This is a genomic window from Streptomyces durmitorensis (assembly GCF_023498005.1).
GTDB classification, from domain to species: Bacteria; Actinomycetota; Actinomycetes; order Streptomycetales; family Streptomycetaceae; genus Streptomyces; species Streptomyces durmitorensis.
This window is the reverse complement of record NZ_CP097289.1, coordinates 7,790,030-7,805,943: the sequence shown is the minus strand read 5'-3', so window position 1 is coordinate 7,805,943 and position 15,914 is coordinate 7,790,030. Positions and strand designations below refer to the sequence as shown.

The following is a 15,914-nucleotide window of genomic DNA, read 5'->3' as shown; positions in this document are numbered from 1 at the left end:
CGACGGAGCCAGACACGTGTCAGCCCGCGTTGGCCGCGCCGCGGGCCCCGCACGGATCGCGCGGACACGGGGCGACGCGGGACATCGCGGGCACGCCCCGGGCGGCCGCACGGGCAGGTCGCGAACTGACGCTCGAATTCCGCGAGCGGTGACCCGCCCCCCGCGGCGCGCGTTGGCCACGTATGACCACCCCCACGCCGATGCCCACCACGCATCCGCCGACCGGCCGCCGCAGGCGCACCCTCCTGACGGCTCCCCCGCCGTCCGCAGAATCGGTTCCCCAGCACCCCCAGCAGCCTCAGTACCCGCAGCACTCACAGCCGCCGCAGCGCCCGCAACCGCCCCAGCAGCCGCCGCCCCCGCCTCAGCCCCAGCAGCCGCACCTGCTGGATCCGCCCATCTACCGCGCCCTCATCCGGAGCTGGGCCGAGCGGGGCAAGACCCTGCCGGGGCGGCACGACCCGGAGTGGGTGCGGCTCGCGGCGCCCGCGGTCAGGCTCGGGCAGTTCAGCGCGAGTCGGGACCCGCGAGGTGACGGGCGATGACCATCCGCTGGATCTGATTGGTGCCCTCGACGATCTGCAGCACCTTGGCCTCGCGCATGAAGCGCTCCACGGGGAAGTCCGCGGTGTAGCCATAGCCTCCGAGCACCTGAACGGCGTCCGTCGTGACCTTCATCGCGGCGTCCGTGCACAGCAGTTTGGCCATGGCCGCCTGCTTGGAGAACGGCCTGCCCGCGTCGCGCAGCCGCGCCGCCGAGAGGTAGAGCGCGCGGCCCGCCTCGATCTGCGTCGCCATGTCCGCGAGCATGAACCGAAGGCCCTGGAAGTCCGCGATCGGCCGCCCGAACTGCCGCCGCTCGGTGGCGTATCGGAGCGCTTCGTCCAGCGCCGCCTGGGCCACGCCGACGGCGCAGGCCGCGATGCCGAGCCGCCCCGAGTCCAGCGCGGAGAGCGCGATCGCGAAGCCCTGGCCCTCCTCGCCGATGCGGCGGGCATCCGAGACGCGCACCCCGTCGAAGTGGATCTGGGCGGTGGGTGAGCCCTTCATGCCCATCTTCTTCTCGGGCAGCGCCGCGTTCAGGCCCTCGGCGTCGCCCGGCACCAGGAACGCGGAGATGCCGCGGGCGCCGTCGCCGCCGGTGCGGGCGAGGACGGTGTAGAAGTCGGCGACTCCGCCGTGCGTGATCCACGCCTTCGTGCCGCTGATCACCCAGTCGTCGCCGTCGCGCACCGCCTTCGTGCTCAAGGAGGCCGCGTCCGAGCCCGACGCCGGCTCGGAGAGGCAGTACGCGCCGAGCAGTCCGCCGCCGAGCATCGCGGGGAGGTGCTCGGCCTGCTGCTCCTTGGTGCCGTACCCCGCGAGCGCGTGGCAGGACAGGGAGTGGACGCTGACGCCGAGGCCGACGGTGAGCCGGGCGGCCGCGAGCTCTTCGAGGACCTGGAGATAGACCTCGTACGGCTGGTCGCCGCCGCCGAACTCCGAGGCGTACGGAAGGCCGAGCAGTCCGGACTCGGAGAGGAGGGAGAAGACCTCGCGCGGGAAGCGCCCGGCGTCCTCCTCCTCGGCCGCGCGGGGAGTGATCTCCCGCTGGACGAGTTCACGGACGAGCGAGAACAGATCCCGCGCCTCGTCCGTGGGCAGCTGACGGTCCACGGACTGCTGCAAGGTTCGCTCAGGCATGGCGATCGCATCCTCCCTTTCGGCACTGCGGCGGACCCGCGGGGTAGTGCGGCGCCACCGTGTCTTCTCAGCCCGGCCGGTGGCGCCCTTCCGGGTCGCGGAAGGCGCTGTGACCAGCGGCTGTGGCGCGTTGAGTATGCCCGATCGGCGGCGGCCAGTCACTAGTTAACGACCGCTTACTCAAAAGATAGCCGACGGCCGCAAGAGGGGCGCGGAATTGGTCCGAACCATTGACCCCACTGGTCTAGTCCTCCTAGAGTCCAGCCGAGCGCTTTACCGCGTTCATGCCAATTCAACGTTCACCGACGTCACGTTGGCACCCGCAGGTCAACAGCACCATGTCCCCCCATGCGCCCTCTCCCCCCACGAGGAGAAACGATGCTCAGACCGCACCTCCCCCGCGCCCCCTTCCGGGCGCTCATCGCCACCGCGTGTTGTGCCGTGCTCGGCGGAGGTCTGCTCGCCGGCGCGGGCACCGCCGCCGCCGGTCCTGACACCGGGTCCGACAAGGCCGCGAGCTCGCAGGCCGCGGCCGGTTCCAAGGTCGTCGGGTACTTCACCGAGTGGGGTGTCTACGACCGGAACTACCACGTCAAGAACATCGAGACGTCCGGCTCGGCCGACAAGCTCACGCACATCAACTACGCCTTCGGCAACGTCCAGGGCGGCAAGTGCACGACGGGCGACGCCTACGCGGCGACCGACAAGGCCTACACCGCCGACCAGTCCGTCGACGGCGTCGCCGACACCTGGGACCAGGAGCTGCGCGGCAACTTCAACCAGCTGCGCAAGCTCAAGAAGCTCCACCCCGACCTCAAGGTCCTGTGGTCCTTCGGCGGCTGGACCTGGTCCGGCGGCTTCACCGAGGCCGCCAAGAACCCCGCGGCCTTCGCCCAGTCCTGCTACGACCTGGTCGAGAACTCCAAGTGGGCCGATGTCTTCGACGGCATCGACATCGACTGGGAGTACCCCAATGCCTGCGGTCTGACCTGTGACACCAGCGGGCGCGCGGCGTACAAGGACCTGATGTCCGCGGTGCGTTCGAAGTTCGGCGCCGACAACCTCGTCACCGCGGCCATCCCGGCCGACGCCGAGGAGGGCGGCAAGATCGACGCCGCGGACTACGCGGGCGCCGCGCAGTACGTCGACTGGTACAACCCGATGACGTACGACTACTTCGGCGCGTGGGAGGCAAAGGGCCCGACCGCCCCGCACTCGCCTCTGAAGACGTACGAGGGCGCTCCCAAGGCGAACTGGAACACCGACGCCACCATCAAGAAGCTCCAGGGCCTCGGCATCCCGTCCGACAAACTGCTGCTCGGCATCGGCTTCTACGGACGCGGCTGGACCGGCGTCACGCAGAAGGAGCCCGGCGGCACCGCCACCGGGGCCGCCGCGGGCAAGTACGAGGCGGGCATCGACGACTACAAGGAACTCAAGACCAAGTGCCCGGCGAGCGGCACGGTCGGCGGAACCGCGTACGCGCACTGCGGGACGAACTGGTGGAGCTATGACACACCGGCGACCATCGCGGGGAAGATGGACTACAAGAACCAGGCCGGTCTGGGCGGCACCTTCTTCTGGGAGCTCAGCGGCGACACGGCGAACGGCGAGCTGATCAAGGCCATCAACTGATCGCTCCTCCGGACGAGTTGGGGGCGGGAGCCACACGGCTCCCGCCCCTTCGTCATGACCGCGGCGGGGCGGGGAAGGACGGTTCGAACTCCTCGATGACGCGCAGGGAGTCGCCGAGGGTCCGCACGAGGAGGTCGCAGACCGTCTCGCGCGCCAGACCCCGTCGGCCGATCCAGTCGAGCGTGACGCCCTCGACGCTGCACAGCCAGCCGAGCAGCGCCGTGCGCGCCAGCTCCGGGATGTCGCGGCGGCCGTACGCCCCGTCGGCGATCGCCCCGATCAGCGCCGCCCGCACACCGTCGCGTATGGCGTGCACCTCGGCGTCGAAGCCGACGCCGCCGCTGATGATGGTGCGGTACGCCGCCTGATGGTGCTCGGCGTAGCGCAGATAGCCGTCGATGGTGCTGTGCACCCGCTCCACGGGCGGCAGGTCGTCGTGGCGTCCGGCGCGCGCGACCAGCTCCGCGACGGAGTCCTCGATGATCGCGAGGTAGTAGCCGCGCTTGGACTTGAAGTAGTAGTAGATCAGTCCCTTGGCGACGCTCGCCTGCTTGGCGATGTCGTCCATCGAGAGCGCGTCGTAGGACGTGTCGGCGAACAACTTCCGCCCGATGGTGATGAGTTCGGCGCGGCGCGCCACGGAGCGGTCGGTGCCGCGCGCCTGCGGGCGAGCGTCCACGGGACGGTCGGTGCCGCGCTGTTGACTATTATTCAATTTCGGCCCTAGTCTCCAACTGCCTCGGGTATCCGCAGTATGGCAGAAGCACGCCACCTGCCGTTTCTGCGCCCGAAGGCGCGCATCCACGCACTCCCCCTACGCACATGGACCGCCGTACGGGAGGAAGACTCATGAGCGCAGCGCGTACCCCTTTACGTGAAGGCAGAACCTCCTGGAAGAAAACCGCGGTCGTGGCCCTGCCGGCCGTTCTGGCCGTCGGAGCGATGGCCTCCGTGATGGCCGAGGGGGCGCTCGCCGCCTCCTTCGCCGTCTCCGGGACGAGCTTCCAGGTGTCGTCCGGCAAGCTCACCAGCCAGGGCCTGTCCTCCTACGTACAGACCGACCGGGACATCGACGGCAAGGGGCACCCGGTGGCGCTCCTCGGGATCGGTGACGCCACCCTCTCCGACATCTGCCAGGCCGCCGAGGTCAAGACCCCGGTGGGCACCGTGGTGTTCAAGCTGACCGCGGGCGGCGCCGCGGGCGAGGTCACCGCGAGCAGTCTCATCATCGACGGCGAGGACCTGGAGGGCGACGCCCGCTTCGGCACCGCCGAGATCGGCCGGGACGCCTCGACCCTCGACGAGGTGTCCGGGGTCAAGGGCGAGAAGGGGAAGTTCGGGCTGCAGGCCGGGGACATCACCGTCTCCGGGGTCAAGTCCCACGCCTGGTCGGCGACCGGCGGCAACTTCCGGCTCAAGGGCATGAAGCTCAACGTCAGCGTCGGCGGCAAGAAGTGCTTCTGACCGGCGGCCGAAGAGCCGGAGTCAGAGCGTGGGGCAGCAACGGCGGCGGGTGGCTGGACGAGCGCCTGCCGTTTCCGGAGGCACGCCGGGTGCTGCGCAGATGGCGGCGCACCCGGCCGTTCTGGGGCGGCCTGCTGCTCGTCCTGGGCGGCGCCGAGCTGCTCCTCGTGCCGCTCTCGCCGCTGACGGTCCTGGTCAGCCTGGGACTCGGCGGGCTCGCGGCGATCGGCATCGGCCTCGCCCTGATCGCCGCCGGGATCTTCCTGTGGCTCCTGCCGCACGCCCACCACTATGTGAGCGTCAACGCCCTGATCCTGTCGGTGCTTTCGTTCGCGGCCACGAATCTCGGCGGGTTCCTGGTGGGCATGGCGCTCGGCATCGTGGGCAGCGCGATGGGCTTCGGCTGGACGCCGGTGCCCGAGGACGCCGAGAACTCCGTGGAGGATCCCGAGCGGCCGAAGGTGCGGGACGGGCAGGGCACGCGGACGCTCGGCGTGCTGCTCCCCGTCGTCATCGTCGGGGCGACGCTGTGGGGCGGAACCCCGGCGAAGGCCGCCCCCGGCGACGCGATCGAGGCGGCGAGGACACCGCCGACGGTCACCACGACGCTCTTCTCGCCGCAGGGTTTCCTCCTGGCCGGCGTACGCGAGATCCCCACGGCCGACGGGCCGTTGAAGGTCATGGTCCTGAGGATGAAGGCCGCCTCCCTCACCGACTACCGGCTCAAGACACGTGACGGGAGCGATGAACTCGCCCTGGGCGCAGACACCTTGGACCTCAGCGGCTCCGTCACGCTCTACCTGACCAAGTTCAAGGGCTGCCTAGAAGGGCTGCTCTGTCTGACCTTCACGCCCGACAAGCTGCCGGTGCCGCCCGTCGTGCCGCCGTTCGTCTTCATGACCGACGTCGAGGCCGAGCAGGCCCTCGTCACATCGGACTCGATCGTCGCGGGCGGGCTCACCCTGAAGGCATCGGCATGATCCAGATTCAGTCCGCCCTCTTCTGGGCGTACGCGATCGGCGCCACGTTCGCGCTCTCGGCGGGGCGGCAGCTCCAGGTGTGGGAGCGGATCAACGCGGGTGAGGGGCCGCGCACGCGCAGCCGCGCAGCCAATCCGTATCTGGCGCTCACCGCGCTCTTCGCGGCGGTCCTGATGGTGCCGACGGGTCTCTTCCTGCTCTGGCAGAACCCGGCGTGGGCGACGATGCACGTCGCGGACGGGCACGACGGGGTGTGGGCGGGGTTCGTGCTCTTCTACGCGGGCGGGATCCCCGTCGCCGCGATCATCGGCTTCCTGGTGGCGCAGGCGCTCGTCCTGGTGGGGGCGGGCTACTGGGCCTATCTCCAGTGCGTGGGCGGGTACTTCCTGCTCTTCTGGACCCTGGTCCACGGCTGGGACGGCCGGGGGTACGAACGCTTCTTCTCCCCCGAGGCCGGAGACTTCGCCGACTGGCGGCGGGACAGCGTGGTCAACCACGTACTGGACTTCCTGACGTCCGGGACGTTCCTGGCGCTGCTCGTGTTCGGCGCGGCCGTGATCGGCACGATGCTGCTCACGGAGATCGGCTGGCTGATGGAGGGCTGGTCGCTGCCCGGCGCGGACGAGGACCGCAAGGTGCACCGGTTCCTGGCGATCGCCATCGCGGCGGCCGGGGTCTATGGCCTGCCGTTCGGCGGCGCACTGGTCGCCAGCGTCCTCGTCCGACTCCTGGGCGGATGGATCGGCCTGCCGCTGTTCGCGGTCCTCGCGGGGCTCACACTGCTGTCGCGGCGCTCACCGGTGCGCTGGCTCTACGGCCTGGTGGGCGTGCCGGACCGGCACTGGCGGGCTGATCTCGACCAGGACAGGGAAAGCTACGAGAGCGAGGTCACATCAGACCGGTCTGCGTGACGAGCATCGCGAGGACGACGACGAGCGTCCAGCCGAGGACGTGCTCGAGCACCTTCGGGCCATCTTCCTTGGGGCCGCCGGTGCGCGTGGTCGCACGCGTCGGTGCGGTGGCGGTGACAGTGGTCGCGGTCATGGGCATCACTCAATACGTATGCGTCACGTCTGACGGCGTGACGTCCGGCAGTGGACTCCCCCCACTGACCCATCCACCATGCCAGCAGGACCGGCTCGTGCGAGAGAGATGTTGGTCACCCACAACTGCGGCGGGATGCTGTGCGTCTAAGGCTGTACGTCCCTCCGGACGACCGTTCGCGCACCATCCAACCGAAAGGTTTCCGATGAGCACGACGTACCGGACACCCCGCCGCAGAGCACGGCTCGCTCTCGCGGCCGCCGTCACCGTGACGGCCGCCCTCACCGGCACGGTGTCGCAGGCCGCGCCCTCCGCATCCGGGACACCTTCGCCCTCACCCGGCGCGGCAGGCCTGGGCGACCCGATGTTCCCGCTGGACGGGAACGGCGGGTACCGCGTCGACCGCTACACCCTGGACTTCGACTGGCAGGCCCCGAGGACGCCGTTCGAGGCGACCGCGACGATCAAGGCCACCGCCACCCAGTCGCTCTCCCGGTTCAACCTGGACTTCGGGGGCAACACCCTGCACGGCGTGAAGATCGACGGCTCGGCCGCGCGCACGTCCCGCGCCGGTGACGAGCTGACGGTCACGCCCAAGTCGCCGCTTCCCAAGGGCCGTACGTTCACCGCGAAGGTCACGTACACCGCCGACCCGACGCAGACACGGCACCGCGACGACGCCATCGAGGACTACGGCTGGATTCCGACCGCCGACGGCACGGTGGTCTACCCGCAGCCGAACGGGGCCCGGCTGATCTTCCCGGCGAACGACCATCCCAGCCAGCGGGCGCCGATCACCTTCCGCATCACGACGCCGAAGGACCTGACGGCGGTCGCCAACGGCAAGCTGGTCGACCGCACGGAGCGTCCCGGCGACCGGGTGCGCTGGACGTACGACTCCGAACAGCCGCTGTCCACGCAGCTGGTGCAGCTGGCGGTCGGCAAGTTCAAGCTGGTCGACGGCGAGGGGCCGGGCGGTCTGCCGCTGCGGGACGTCGTCCCGGACGCCCTGGTCGAGCCGACGGCGGAGTACCGCAAACTCACTCCCGACCATCTCGCCTGGCTCCAGGAGAAGCTCGGCCCCTACCCCTTCGACCGCTACGGCCTCCTGGTCGGCGACACGGACCTGGCCGTCGCCCTGGAGACCCAGACGCTCTCGCTCATCCCGAAGGCCGACCTGCTCGGCACGAAGGTCGATGCCGAGCGGAACATGGTGCACGAGCTGACCCACCAGTGGTTCGGCGACAGCGTCGCCCTGAAGAGCTGGTCCGACCTGTGGGTCAGCGAGGGGCACGCCCGCTTCTACGAGCGGATGTACTCCGAGGAGCACGGCGGCGACAGCTTCGAGGCCGCCATGAAGACGGCGTACGCCGCTCACGACCAGTGGCGCCACGACGTCGGCGCCCCCGCGGAGCCGACCGAACCGAACCTCTTCAAGCGCATGCGGTACGACGGCTCCGCGCTGGTCCTGTACGCGCTGCGGGAGCAGGTGGGCGACGCGACGTTCCAGAAGATCGAGCGGGCGTGGGTGAGCGGCTTCCGGGGGAAGACCGCCAGTACGCAGCAGTTCATCGACCTGGCGTCGAAGGTCGCGGGCGAGGATCTGGAGGGCTTCCTGCGGCCGTGGCTGTACGGCTCGAAGACGCCGCCCATGCCGGGGCATCCGGACTGGGTGGTGGACCCGGTCCAGGGCTGAGACCCGTCCGTCGTCTGGCGGCGGCGTTCGTGTGATGGGGGCTGTCGGACGCTTGTGCGGCCGGATCCCGGCCTGATCCGGGGTACGTTGGCTGTCCCGTCGAGCTGGGAGGTCATATGTCGGACCACGAGCAGGAACGGACGCGACCCGCGTTGCTGGGCACGGAGATGCGGGAGGCGACGTTGCCCGACGGCACGCAGGCCGTGATCGTCGTGAAGGCCGGCACATCCCAGGCCGAGGTGGACGAGAAGGCGGCCCGGCTGCGCCGGGGCACGCCCGACACGAAGTAGCCCGGCCCTGACGACGGCCCCTCCCTCATGCGGGAGGGGCCGTCGCGGTCCTGTCAGTGTCCTGTCAGTGAATCCCCACGTCGGCAAGCGCCGCCTTCTGCTTGGCGGAGAGCTTCACCGGGAAGTACAGGTAGCAGACGCCCCCGGTGCCGGAGACGACCTTGCCCGTGGAGTTGTAGCGCTTGGTCCTGAGCCAGATGTTCTCCCACTCGCGCCGCTTGTAGACCCGGCGCACCGCCGGATTGCTGGGCGAGGCCGGGTCGTTGGCGATCACGTCGCCCGTCGACGTGAAGCCGATCACCGTCATCAGGTGCCCCGCCGTGCCGTAACCGGCGCCCGTCAGCTCCTCCTTGAGGAACGACTGGGACGTTATGGCCGGGATGCCCGCGGCGATCAGCGACTCCAGCTCGGTGAGCGAGGCGAGGCGGGTGACGACGCCCTGCATGTCCTTGTACGTCGACGCGTAGGCCGCGTTGAAGGGCCAGTTGCCGCAGCCCGCGTACTGGTAGTCGAAGACGTACCGCGCCGCGTGGCACACCTGCGGGTCGGCGTAGGAGGGGTCGACCCAGGCGAGGTCGTCGGCGGTCGGCCTGCGGCCCCAGAACTCGATGATCATCTGTGAGGAGGTGGGGCTGCACCAGGCCTCGCCGCCGTTGTCGTACTCCGGATACTGACCGGCGTGGATCTCCTGCGAGTAGCGCGGGACCGTCAGCTCCTTCGTGAGCCCCGGCTCGGACGCCGGGACGGTGAAACGGTCCGGGACGGCGGAGGCCATCGCGCCGAGCCGCCACACCGTGGGCGTCGCCGTGGCGCCCGGCTTGCGGTACAGGGTCAGGCGCAGGCGGTACGAGACGAGGCGAAGCCCCGTCGTCGTGTCGTCGATGGAGAAGGTGTCCGTCCAGATGCTCGACTTGCCGTCGCTCTGGTCGTCGACCGACGTACGCCGGATGTCCTTCTCCTTGTCGTCGCCCGAGGTCCAGCGGCCCAGGACGTACCAGGGAGTCTTCTTCTTGTCCGAGTACGTGCCCTGGAGCTCGACCTGGAGCCACGTCCCGGTGGGCGTGCGGGCGTTCCAGGAGGCGACCACCTCCGTCGCGGGGACGGTGGGGCGGTGCACGGGCGAGGTCCACCGGGCGTACTCCCAGGTGGCGGTCTTGCCGGTGTGCGGATCGGCGTACTCGGTCTCGCCCGCGGCCTCGGCGATCTCCACGGCGGGGCGGGCTCCGGAGACGGCACGGGTGCCGTCGGCGGTGCCGGCGCTCCAGTCCGCGTGCGAGGTCCAGAAGCGGTTGCTCACCGGACGCTTCGCGCGCGGGGCGCCGCTCAGGCCGCCCGCCGCGAGCGCGGAACTCGCGGTCGCGGCCACCGCGGCCACGGCGGCTGCCGCGGCGAGGACGGTTCTGCGGGACATGTCATCAGCTCGGTCCATGGCGGGACCCCCAGTCGACGTGGGCTCCGGACGGATCCGGAAGGGGCAGGTCAAGTGCACGGCGGTAGGCCAACTATGGCTGCTCCACGCCGACTTCTGCCAGCGCTTCGACCACCACCGCGTCCGCCAATATTGGCCTCGACCACTGGCGTGAGCTGGGACGGCGCGCGGAACCGATCATTCCGCACCCGTACGCTGGTAGACGATGACCGCACAGCCGCACTCCACGCCCGCTCCCCTCGCCCGCCTCGCCCGCACCCTGATCCGGCTGCCGCCCTCCTGCGGCCCCGTCCGCCTCGTGGCCGTCGACGGGCACGCGGGCTCCGGCAAGTCGACCTTCGCCGACCGCCTCGCGCAGGCCCTGGGCGGTGCGCCCGTCCTGCACCTCGACGACATCGCGAGCCATGACGCCCTCTTCGGCTGGACGGAGCGGCTGCGGCGGGAGGTCATCACACCGCTCTCGCGCGGCGAGACGGCGCGCTACGAGACGTACGACTGGCACGCGCGCCGCTTCGGCCCCGAGGTCCGCACCCTGCCGCCGGCGCCCGTGGTCCTCGTCGAGGGGGTCGGCGCGGGACGCCGTGCGCTGCGCCCGTTCCTGGCGCGGCTGCTGTGGATGGAGTTGCCCCGTGATGAGGCCTGGGGCCGGGGGCGCCACCGGGACGGAACGGTTCAGAGCGACTTCTGGGACGGGTGGGAGCCCGCGGAGCGCCGGCACTTCGCGGAAGACCCTTCGCGCCCCTTTGCTCAGTCTTTGGTGCGACAGTGGCGCGAGGGATATGAGGTGCTGCAGGGCCCGAATGAGACTGCTGCGGCGAGCCAAATCGTCACGCAGGGTGAGGGACCAGAGGCGGTGCGCTGAACCCGCGGAAAGTGCCTTACGGAAGTCCTCACGACTTTCCATGAGTGCCTCAACTCGGCTTGACCGAGGGCCCTTACAGGACTTACGTTCTGAATGTGCGGTCTTCCGAGGCCGCCCGCAGACGCGAAGCCCCCGGTTGTTCCCCCGTGATCGGGGGCTTCGTTCTGCCCTTCGACCTCGCATTCCGGGCGCTGCGAGCCGCCTTTCGCTCACCCTCGGTGACGACGCGGTCCCCCTCTCCTGCCCGATCCCGCGCTGCGGCACCCTACGGCCGAGCGCTCCCCCGCAGGTACGATGCCTTTCGGTGCGACTTACGGACGGCTGCTCGGCGCACCGGTTCAACGTCCGTCCGCAGCACGGCGGTTCAGCGAAGTTGCCGACGGGCACCGGTCCGGCGGTACACAAACGGGGGCACGGTTTGTGGGGGACGTGATGGACTTCGACGCGGTGGGCTCACCCGCCCCGGCCGACCTCGCCTGGCTGAGGGGCGTCGACGCCTACACGATGGGCGCCTATCCGCAGGCGGAGGAGGAGTTCCGGGCGGCGGTGCGGATGGATCCCGGGATGGCCGACGGCTGGCTCGGCCTGCACGCGCTGCGCATCGACACGACGACGGCGCTCCTTCGGATGTTCCAGCACCGGGACAGGTTCGGGGAACAGCGCACACGGCACGGGCGCACGCTCAACTCCTGGTACTGGCTCGGCTGGTGGGTCCAGCCCGTCCTGGAGAGCACGCGCGACCTGCTGCTCGCGCACGCCTCGCACTGGCTCGACGGACGTCATGTCCCCGAGCTCGACCGGGCGTTGGCGGGCCTTCCGCCGGTCGACGCGGATCCGCAGGTGCGGTTTCTGCACGCCTGCCGGTCCTATCTGGTCAAGGACTGGGAGCAGTTGGTCCGGCACACGGACTCGCTGATCGACGACGCGATGCTGGGCATCGAGGCCGGTCTCTTCGGAGGCATGGCCCGCGTACGCCTGGAGATGTTCGGCCACGCCGAGCCGCTCCTGTCCTCCGCCCTGATGCGCTGCCGCAGCGAGCAGCCGCAGCGCAAGGAGCTGCGGTACTGGCTGGCCCGCGCGCACGAGGGCACGGGCCGCTCGGCGGCGGCCCTGCCGCTCTACCGGGCGGTGCACCGGGTGGATCCCTCCTTCATGGACACCTCGGCGCGGCTCGCGGCGATCTCGGAGGGAGACGGGTACGACGAGGTCACCGACCTGGCGGCCATCGCCCTGACCGGCTTCGGGCAGGACGCGATGGACGGCCCCGACGGAATCGACCCGCTCTTTGGCACCGAAGGCCGCGATCTGAAGGTCACCGAGCCCGATCTGCCCGCGGGCGGCGGTCCCGCGGAGACCGACGCGGTGCGCGAGAAGGCCGTGATCCCCATCCAGCCGGGGCTGCCGCAGCTGCCGCCCGGGCCCACCGACCCCGCGCTCCTGGAGGCCGCCCTCGCCGAGCTGGAGGGGATGGTCGGCCTCGAACCGGTGAAGCGGCAGGTCAAGGCGCTCTCTGCGCAGCTGAACATGGCCCGCCTGCGGGCCGCGCAGGGGCTGCCCGTGCAGCCGCCGAAACGACACTTCGTCTTCTCGGGCCCCTCGGGCACCGGCAAGACCACGGTGGCCCGCATTCTGGGCAGGGCGTTCTACGCACTCGGTCTGCTGGGCGGCGACCACCTGGTGGAGGCGCAGCGCGCGGACCTGGTCGGCGAGTATCTGGGCCAGACCGCGGTGAAGGCCAACGAACTGATCGACTCGGCGATCGGCGGCGTCCTCTTCGTGGACGAGGCCTATTCGCTCTCCAACTCGGGCTACGGCAAGGGCGACGCGTACGGCGACGAGGCCCTCCAGGTCCTCCTCAAGCGCGCCGAGGACAACCGCGACCACCTGGTCGTGATCCTCGCGGGCTACCCCGAGGGCATGGACCGCCTCCTGGCCGCCAACCCCGGGCTCTCCTCCCGCTTCACCACCCGCGTGGACTTCCCCTCGTACCGCCCCCTGGAACTCACCTCCATCGGCGAGGTGCTCGCCGCCGAGAACGGCGACGTGTGGGACGAGGAGGCCCTTGACGAGCTGCGCTCCATCAGCGGGCACGTCGTCGACCAGTCGTGGATCGACGAGCTGGGCAACGGCCGCTTCCTGCGCACGCTCTACGAGAAGAGCTGCGCCTATCGCGACCTGCGGCTCTCCGGCTATCCCGGCGAGCCAAGCCGCGACGACCTGTCGACCCTGCGCCTCCCCGACCTGATGCAGGCGTACGGCGAGGTGCTCTCGGGGCGGGGGCCGCAGGACCCGCCGAGGGGCTGAGGCCCCCGCCCCGGCCCGCTCACACCAGGGCGCCGTCCCTGGACTCCTGGGGCTTGCGCGGCACGGAGACCCGGTGCGCCGGGTCGCGGACCTCGCCGACGAGCAGCTCCAGTACGTCCTCGAGGGCGACCAGGCCGAGCACCCTGCCCGACGCGTCGGCGACCTGCGCCAGATGCGTCGCGGCGCGGCGCATCACCGTCAGGGCGTCGTCCAGGGGGAGTTCGGCGCGCAGCGTCGTCATCGGACGCCAGACCTGCTGCGGCACCGCACGGTCCGTGCCGGCCCCCTCGGTGAGATCGAGTACGTCCTTCACGTGGAGGTAGCCCATGAAGGCGCCGTTCTCCGCGCAGACCGGGAAGCGGGAGTAGCCGGTGCGCCCGGTGAGCTCGATGACCTGGGCCGGGGTGACCCCGGCGCCCACGGTCACCAGGGAGGCCCGGTCGAGCAGGACGTCCGTCACCTGGCGCGAGCCGAGCTCCAGGGCGTCCTCCAGGCGCTCCTGCTCCTCGGGTTCGAGCAGTCCCGCCTGGCCCGAGTCGCCGACGAGCCGGTTGAGCTGCTCGCTGGTGAAGACGGCCTCGACCTCGTCCTTGGGCTCGACCCCGAAGAGCTTCAGGACGAGCCGGGCGCACGCCCCGAGCGCCACCGTGACCGGACGGCAGAGGCGGGCGAAGGCGACGAGGCCGGGGCTGAACCAGAGCGCGGTCCGCTCCGGTGCGGCCATCGCGAGGTTCTTCGGGACCATCTCGCCGACGACGAGGTGCAGGAAGACGACCACGGCGAGCGCGATGGCGTACCCGAGCGGATGGATCGCCCCTTCGGGGATGTGCGCCGCCGCGAAGACGGGCTCCAGGAGGTGCGCGACGGTGGGCTCGGCGACCGCGCCGAGCGTCAACGAACACATGGTGATGCCGAACTGGGCGGCCGCCATCATCTGCGGCAGGTGTTCGAGGCCGTAGAGGACCTGGCGGGCCCGCTTGCCGCCAAGGGGCTCGATCTGGCTGCGGCGCACGGAGACGAGCGCGAACTCGGCCCCCACGAAGAAGCCGTTGGCGAGGACGAGGAGGAGGGCGAACAGGAGTTGGAGCATGCTCATCGGGCGGCCTCCGCCACGCTCATGGTCTCTGTGGCATCTGCGGCGTCCGGGGCTTCTGCGGCTTCCCGGGCATCTTTCGCCTCCGGGGCCCGTACGAGCCGTACCCGCTCGGCGCGGTAGTGGTCCACCTGGCGCACCGCGAGCCGCCAGCCCGGGAGTTCGGCCCGGTCACCGGGGGCCGGGATACGGCCAAGGAGATCGGCGACGAGTCCGGCCACGGTCTCGTACGGCCCTTCGGGGACATCGAGCCCTATGCGCTGGAGCGTGTCGACGCGGCAGCTGCCGTCGGCGTCCCACGCGGGGCGGCCGTCCTCGGCCGGTGCCACGGCGAGTTCGGGCAGGTCGTGGACGTCGTGCTCGTCGCGGACCTCGCCGACGAGCTCCTCGACGATGTCCTCAAGGGTGACCACGCCTGCCGTGCCGCCGTACTCGTCGACGACGACGGCTATCGGCTGCTCGCTGCGCAGCTGCTCCAGGAGCTGCTGCACGGGCAGCGTCTCGGGGACCAGGAGCGGCGCCTGCGCGATGCGGCTCACGGGCGTCCTCAGGCGCTCGTGGGCCGGGACCGCGAGGGCGTCCTTGAGGTGCACCATGCCGACGATCTCGTCGATGCGCTCGCGGTACACGGGAAAGCGCGAGAGCCCGGTGGCACGGGTCAGGTTCACCACGTCCTCGGCGGTCGCCGACGTCTGCAGCGCGCTGACCTTCACGCGCGGGGTCATGACGTGCTGCGCGGTCAGCTCACCCAGGGAGAGGGTGCGGACGAACAGGTCCGCGGTGTCCTGTTCGAGGGTGCCTGCCTGCGCCGAGTGCCGGGCGAGCGAGACCAGTTCGCCGGGGGTGCGGGCCGAGGCCAGCTCGTCGGCGGGCTCGACGCCGAACAGCCGTACGAGCCGGTTGGCCGTGGCGTTCAGGAGGGAGATCACGGGCCTGAAGAGGCGCGAGAACACGTGCTGGGGGCCCGCGACGAACCGCGCGACCTGGAGCGGCTTGGACACCGCCCAGTTCTTCGGGACCAGCTCGCCGATCACCATCTGCACGGCGGACGCGAGCAGCATCCCCACCACCACGGAGGCGCCCGGTACGGCGCCTTCCGGAAGGCCGGTCGCCGTGAAGGGGCCCGCGAGCAGATGCGCGAGGGCCGGTTCGGCGAGCATGCCGACCACGAGTGAGGTGATGGTGATGCCGAGCTGGGTGCCGGAGAGCTGGAAGGACAGCTCCTTGAGGGCGTCGACGACCGTACGGGCCCGTCGGTCGCCTTCGGCGGCGGCCTTCTCGGCGTCCGGGCGCTCGACGGTGACGAGTCCGAACTCGGCGGCCACGAAGAAGCCGTTGGCCAGGATCAGCAGGAATGCCGCCCCGAGAAGCAGCAGGGAAGTCGTCATGCCGCCGCCTCCCTGGTGTGTCCAGTCCCGGTATGTCGGGAGGGGG

Annotated in this window: 15 protein-coding genes; 9 read left to right on the top strand and 6 right to left on the bottom strand. The window is 70.7% G+C overall.

Annotation, left to right across the window (positions count from 1 at the left end; translation table 11 throughout):
* Positions 1–200 precede the first annotated feature (200 nt).
* Positions 201–545, top strand: a complete 345-nt coding sequence (locus tag M4V62_RS34960) for a hypothetical protein (RefSeq protein WP_249593238.1) — start codon at positions 201–203, stop codon at positions 543–545.
* Here the strand turns inward: M4V62_RS34960 and M4V62_RS34955 are convergent.
* A complete protein-coding gene (locus tag M4V62_RS34955) occupies positions 508–1,683 on the bottom strand; it encodes an acyl-CoA dehydrogenase family protein (protein ID WP_249591181.1) in 1,176 nt (391 codons plus the stop codon). The two genes, M4V62_RS34960 and M4V62_RS34955, sit on opposite strands and share 38 nt — an antisense overlap.
* Before the next feature lie 378 nt (positions 1,684–2,061).
* Between M4V62_RS34955 and M4V62_RS34950 the strand changes: the two genes are divergently transcribed.
* Entirely contained in the window at positions 2,062–3,318 is a 1,257-nt protein-coding gene (locus tag M4V62_RS34950) for a glycoside hydrolase family 18 protein (protein WP_249591180.1), read from the top strand.
* Between the two features lie 52 nt (positions 3,319–3,370).
* Here the strand turns inward: M4V62_RS34950 and M4V62_RS34945 are convergent, their stop codons facing one another.
* Positions 3,371–4,033 carry a TetR/AcrR family transcriptional regulator gene (locus M4V62_RS34945; RefSeq protein WP_425574952.1) on the bottom strand — a complete coding sequence of 221 codons (663 nt, stop codon included), beginning with the start codon at positions 4,031–4,033 and terminating at the stop codon, positions 3,371–3,373.
* 134 nt (positions 4,034–4,167) lie between these two features.
* On the opposite strand from M4V62_RS34945, the gene M4V62_RS34940 reads away from it, so the two are divergent.
* The 3 genes from M4V62_RS34940 (at position 4,168) to M4V62_RS34930 (ending at position 6,673) form a co-directional block, all read left to right on the top strand.
* Positions 4,168–4,782 carry a DUF6230 family protein gene (locus M4V62_RS34940; RefSeq protein ID WP_249591178.1) on the top strand — a complete coding sequence of 205 codons (615 nt, stop codon included), beginning with the start codon at positions 4,168–4,170 and terminating at the stop codon, positions 4,780–4,782.
* An 89-nt stretch (positions 4,783–4,871) separates the two neighbouring features.
* The gene (locus tag M4V62_RS34935) at positions 4,872–5,762 is read left to right on the top strand and encodes a DUF6114 domain-containing protein (protein WP_249591177.1); all 891 of its coding nucleotides are present in this window, start codon (positions 4,872–4,874) and stop codon (positions 5,760–5,762) included.
* The gene (locus tag M4V62_RS34930; protein WP_249591176.1) at positions 5,759–6,673 is read left to right on the top strand and encodes a hypothetical protein; all 915 of its coding nucleotides are present in this window, start codon (positions 5,759–5,761) and stop codon (positions 6,671–6,673) included. The genes M4V62_RS34935 and M4V62_RS34930 overlap by 4 nt, the downstream gene beginning before the upstream one ends.
* Here the strand turns inward: M4V62_RS34930 and M4V62_RS34925 are convergent.
* Positions 6,651–6,806 carry an SCO1431 family membrane protein gene (locus M4V62_RS34925; RefSeq protein ID WP_249591175.1) on the bottom strand — a complete coding sequence of 52 codons (156 nt, stop codon included), beginning with the start codon at positions 6,804–6,806 and terminating at the stop codon, positions 6,651–6,653. The genes M4V62_RS34930 and M4V62_RS34925 overlap by 23 nt on opposite strands.
* A 205-nt stretch (positions 6,807–7,011) precedes the next feature.
* On the opposite strand from M4V62_RS34925, the gene M4V62_RS34920 reads away from it, so the two are divergent.
* On the top strand, positions 7,012–8,502 hold the full coding sequence (locus M4V62_RS34920; protein ID WP_249591174.1) for a M1 family metallopeptidase: 1,491 nt from the start codon (positions 7,012–7,014) through the stop codon (positions 8,500–8,502).
* Between the two features lie 116 nt (positions 8,503–8,618).
* The gene (locus M4V62_RS34915) at positions 8,619–8,792 is read left to right on the top strand and encodes a hypothetical protein (RefSeq protein ID WP_249591173.1); all 174 of its coding nucleotides are present in this window, start codon (positions 8,619–8,621) and stop codon (positions 8,790–8,792) included.
* A gap of 64 nt (positions 8,793–8,856) precedes the next feature.
* Here the strand turns inward: M4V62_RS34915 and M4V62_RS34910 are convergent, their stop codons facing one another.
* Positions 8,857–10,221, bottom strand: coding sequence for a C39 family peptidase (locus M4V62_RS34910; protein WP_249591172.1), 1,365 nt, complete (start codon positions 10,219–10,221; stop codon positions 8,857–8,859).
* A gap of 205 nt (positions 10,222–10,426) precedes the next feature.
* Between M4V62_RS34910 and M4V62_RS34905 the strand changes: the two genes are divergently transcribed.
* Positions 10,427–11,083: a uridine kinase family protein gene (locus M4V62_RS34905; protein ID WP_249591171.1), complete on the top strand. Its 657-nt coding sequence runs from the start codon at positions 10,427–10,429 to the stop codon at positions 11,081–11,083.
* Positions 11,084–11,515: 432 nt separating this feature from the next.
* On the top strand, positions 11,516–13,387 hold the full coding sequence (locus tag M4V62_RS34900; protein WP_249591170.1) for an AAA family ATPase: 1,872 nt from the start codon (positions 11,516–11,518) through the stop codon (positions 13,385–13,387).
* 19 nt (positions 13,388–13,406) lie between these two features.
* Here the strand turns inward: M4V62_RS34900 and M4V62_RS34895 are convergent, their stop codons facing one another.
* Together M4V62_RS34895 and M4V62_RS34890 are read right to left on the bottom strand one after the other, a co-directional pair.
* Entirely contained in the window at positions 13,407–14,483 is a 1,077-nt protein-coding gene (locus tag M4V62_RS34895) for a hemolysin family protein (protein WP_249591169.1), read from the bottom strand.
* A complete protein-coding gene (locus tag M4V62_RS34890) occupies positions 14,480–15,868 on the bottom strand; it encodes a hemolysin family protein (RefSeq protein WP_249591168.1) in 1,389 nt (462 codons plus the stop codon). The genes M4V62_RS34895 and M4V62_RS34890 overlap by 4 nt, the downstream gene beginning before the upstream one ends.
* Between the last annotated feature and the right edge of the window lie 46 nt (positions 15,869–15,914).